Below are 3,898 nucleotides of genomic sequence, written 5' to 3' on the forward strand. Positions count from 1 at the left end.
GCAGTTGTCCGGCACCCGCAACTCGGCAGATTCAACGAACAATGGGTGCGGCAACAAGTGCGTCACGATCGACAGGGCATTGATGCCCGGATCGAATACGCCGAGGCCGCCGGGTTGCCAGATCCACGTCTGGCCGGGATGCCACTTGCGCACGTCTTCCTTCCAGTCGATCTGCACGCTTTGCAGGGTGCGCGAGGCCAGCCAGTCGCGGGCCGCTTCAATGCCGGGCGCATAGCGCGAATGCCAGGCGAACAAGGCACTGACGCCCTTCGCCGCAGCTTGATCGACCAGCGCCAGGGCCTCGCCCAACGTGGCGCAGGGCGGCTTTTCCACCAGTACATGTTTGCCGGCGGCGAGCGCCTGTTGCACCAGCGCGAAGCGCCCTTGGGGCGGGGTGCAGAACGCGATGGCATCGACCTGCGGGCCGTGTTCCAGCAACTCGCTCAAGGTATGAAAATTCTCCACACCAGGGCACGGCTGGCCCTGCGTGGCGACAGACACCAGCTGGAATCCGGGGTTGGCGTTGATCGCCGGGACGTGCTGATCCTGGGCAATCTTGCCGTAGCCCACCAGACCGAGACGGATTGGTTGCATCAGTGACTCCTGCTTTGCTTTTGTTTTAGTCAGTGAACCGGCAGGTTACCTGCAAACACCGCGATCGTCTGTCAGTGCAACGTCACAAACACGCACAGGATCAGGCAAGGATTACACAGGAATGCACTACTGCCCGGTCGACCAGAACGTGAAGAATGCCGATACGACCAACCGATCGAGGATGTTCCCATGCTTGTACAAGCCTACGGCGCCCATGCGGGCGACAAACCTCTTGAGCCGATGCAGATCAACCGCCGCGCGCCTGCAGCCCATGATGTGCAGATCGACATCGCGTTCTGCGGCATCTGCCACTCGGACCTGCATCAGGTGCGCGCCGAGTGGGCCGGCACGCAGTTTCCCTGTGTACCGGGGCATGAAATCGTCGGGCGGGTTGCCGCTGTCGGTGCGCATGTCGCGGATTTCAAGGTCGGCGATCTGGTCGGCGTCGGCTGCATCGTCGACAGCTGCAAGCACTGCGATGACTGCGAAAGCGGTCTGGAAAACTACTGCGACGGCATGATCGGCACCTACAACTTCCCGACGCCGGACGCGCCGGGCTGGACGCTCGGCGGCTACTCACAGAACATCGTCGTGCACGAGCGCTACGTGTTGCGCATTCGACATCCGCAAGCGCAACTGGCGGCCGTCGCACCGCTGCTGTGTGCGGGCATCACCACTTACTCGCCGCTGCGTCACTGGAATGTCGGGCCAGGCAAGAAAGTGGGGGTGGTCGGCATTGGCGGCCTCGGCCACATGGGCATCAAACTGGCTCATGCAATGGGCGCGCACGTGGTTGCCTTCACCACCTCCGAATCCAAGCGCGAAGCGGCCAGGCAGCTGGGTGCCGATGAGATGGTGGTGTCGCGTAATGCCGAGGAAATGGCTGCCCACACCAAGAGCTTCGACTTCATCCTCAATACCGTCGCCGCGCCGCACGATCTCGACGCCTTCCTCGTCCTGCTCAAGCGCGATGGTGCGTTGACGCTGGTCGGCGCGCCTGCCTCGCCACACCCGTCGCCGAACGTGTTCAACCTGATCATGAAGCGCCGCACGATCGCCGGTTCGATGATCGGCGGCATTCCTGAAACCCAGGAGATGCTGGATTTCTGTGCCGAACACGGCATCGTCTCCGACATCGAACTGATTCGCGCCGATCAGATCAATGACGCCTACGAGCGCATGCTCCAGGGCGATGTGAAATATCGCTTCGTGATCGACAACGCCACCCTGGCGGGCTGACGTGTGAGCCCCCGACCATGCTGTCGGGGGCTCTTCAATTCTGTCGGCAGGATTTGACAGCCTCGGCGTTGCTCGCCAGAGTCGCACCCCTTTGCCTGCCAGCCAGCAGCAGGCGCGTGGTAAACAGGGGTTGCCGTTGAACGAACAGACATTGTCCATGCGCCTTGAGCGCGTGGCCGCACACATTCCGGCCGGTGCGCACCTGGCCGATATCGGCTCGGACCACGGCTATCTGCCGGTGGCGTTGCTGCGGCGCGGAGCAATCGCGTACGCCGTGGCGGGCGAAGTCGCCACGACACCTTTCCAGGCAGCGCAACGCACCGTGCGCGACAACGATCTGCACCAGCGCATCAGCGTACGCCTGGCCAATGGTCTGGCGGCGATCACGCCTGCAGACGCGATTACCGCCGTCAGCCTGTGCGGCATGGGTGGCGAAACCATCCGCGACATTCTCGACCGCGGCAAAACTCATTTGAGCGGCAAGGAACGGCTGATCCTGCAACCCAACGGCGGCGAGCAGCCCTTGCGCCAATGGTTGATGGACAACGGCTACCGGATCCACAGTGAAGAAGTGCTGCGCGAGAACCGCTTCGACTACGAAATCATCGTCGCCGAACGTGCCGATGCGGTGAGCTACAGCGCCAAAGAGCTGTACTTCGGTCCCTTGCACCTGCAGGCACGCAGCCCGGCGTTCCTGAGCAAGTGGCGACACAAGCTGCGGCACAAGCAGAAGACGTTGAGCCAACTCAGCCAGGCCCGGCAAACATTGCCTGAAGGCAGGGTGCAGGAACTGAACCGCCAGACGCGATGGATCAGCGAACTGCTGACCTGAAGGTCCGGCACCTGACGGACGCTCGGGACTGACCGACACAGGTCTGGAATTCTGTGGCTCGCCGCATCAGCTGCAGAGACGCGCAAGCGCAACCTCATGTTCGCGCTCACGCGTAACGAGGCAAGGCTCACGCCCCTGCAAGCGTCAAACGCTGAGCAATGTTTGCGTGGTCGCCATCGACGTCTTCAGCGATTGCCCGGTGCGCTGCAATTTGTTCAGCAGGCTCGCCCCCAGCCACAGCTGATACAGGGTCTCGGCCAAATGCCGGGCGTCGCCCTCGGGGAGGCAGTGGTCGGCCTGGCCCTGCTCGATGCACAGGGCAATGCGTGCGACCACGCGTTCGGCGCCGTCACGCAAGGTGAGGCGCATGGATTCGGACAAGTCGGCGACCTCGGCACTGAGTTTCACCACCAGACATTCGTCGCCATGCCCTTCCAGGGTGCAACGGTTCTGCCAGCCCTGCCAGTAATCCATCAGCCGCTCGTAGGCGTTGAGGCCGGGCAGCGTCAGGCGTCGCTCCATGTCGGCGAGATAGTCGACGAAGTAATCCTCAAGCAACGCCTGGCCGTACAACTCCTTGGATTTGAAGTAGTGATAGAACGAGCCTTTCGGCACGCCGGCGGTTTGCAGGATTTCGTTGAGGCCGACACTGGTGAAGCCTTTCTCGGCCATCATTCGGTGGCCGGTGTCGAGCAAATGTTGGCGGGTGTCATCGTAGGTCGGTTTCATGGGGCGTGCAGTACCAAACAATAGACCAGTCGTTTAATTCGATGGAACGGGAGTTTGCCACACCTGTCATTGAAAAGCCTGCGTAGAAAAAATTACTAGACGACTGGTCTAATTGGAATCTATGCTGCGCTCCGACAACTCATTTCCCGGTGTCGCCGCTGCGCAAATCCGTTGCGCAGCGGCGCTACCCGATCAACCCCAGGGTGCTCTATGAAAATCTTGATGGTTCTGACTTCGCACGATCAACTCGGCAACACTGGCAAGAAAACCGGCTTCTGGCTGGAAGAGTTCGCCGCCCCGTACTACGCCTTCAAGGACGCCGGCGCCGATGTCACTCTGGTTTCTCCGGCCGGTGGCCAGCCACCGCTCGATCCGAAAAGCGATGAGCCCGACGCCCAGACCGCCGAAACCGACCGTTTCCGCAACGATCCGGCGGCACAGCAGGCCCTCGCCAACACTGGCCGTCTGGCCGATGTACGCGCCGACGATTTCGATGCCGTGTTC

4 protein-coding genes and 1 pseudogene are annotated in these 3,898 nt (G+C 61.8%); 3 read left to right on the top strand and 2 right to left on the bottom strand.

Annotation, left to right across the window (positions count from 1 at the left end; genetic code table 11):
• The coding region (locus DBR24_RS33820; RefSeq protein ID WP_256591840.1) for a Gfo/Idh/MocA family protein at positions 1 to 594 on the bottom strand (594 nt) is incomplete at its 3' end.
• A gap of 189 nt (positions 595 to 783) precedes the next feature.
• Here DBR24_RS33820 and DBR24_RS25965 point away from each other — a divergent pair.
• Together DBR24_RS25965 and DBR24_RS25970 are read left to right on the top strand one after the other, a co-directional pair.
• On the top strand, positions 784 to 1,833 hold the full coding sequence (locus DBR24_RS25965) for an NAD(P)-dependent alcohol dehydrogenase (RefSeq protein ID WP_128616138.1): 1,050 nt from the start codon (positions 784 to 786) through the stop codon (positions 1,831 to 1,833).
• A gap of 136 nt (positions 1,834 to 1,969) precedes the next feature.
• Complete coding sequence (locus DBR24_RS25970) at positions 1,970 to 2,665, top strand: tRNA (adenine(22)-N(1))-methyltransferase TrmK (protein WP_302467477.1); 696 nt, start codon at positions 1,970 to 1,972, stop codon at positions 2,663 to 2,665.
• A gap of 144 nt (positions 2,666 to 2,809) precedes the next feature.
• On the opposite strand, the gene DBR24_RS25975 is transcribed toward DBR24_RS25970, so the two are convergent.
• A complete protein-coding gene (locus DBR24_RS25975; protein ID WP_123462865.1) occupies positions 2,810 to 3,394 on the bottom strand; it encodes a TetR/AcrR family transcriptional regulator in 585 nt (194 codons plus the stop codon).
• Positions 3,395 to 3,604: 210 nt separating this feature from the next.
• Here DBR24_RS25975 and DBR24_RS33825 point away from each other — a divergent pair.
• A pseudogene (locus DBR24_RS33825) lies at positions 3,605 to 3,898 on the top strand (type 1 glutamine amidotransferase domain-containing protein); the annotation flags it as partial.

The organism is Pseudomonas sp. HMWF006, assembly GCF_003061205.1.
GTDB lineage: Bacteria > Pseudomonadota > Gammaproteobacteria > Pseudomonadales > Pseudomonadaceae > Aquipseudomonas > Aquipseudomonas monsensis.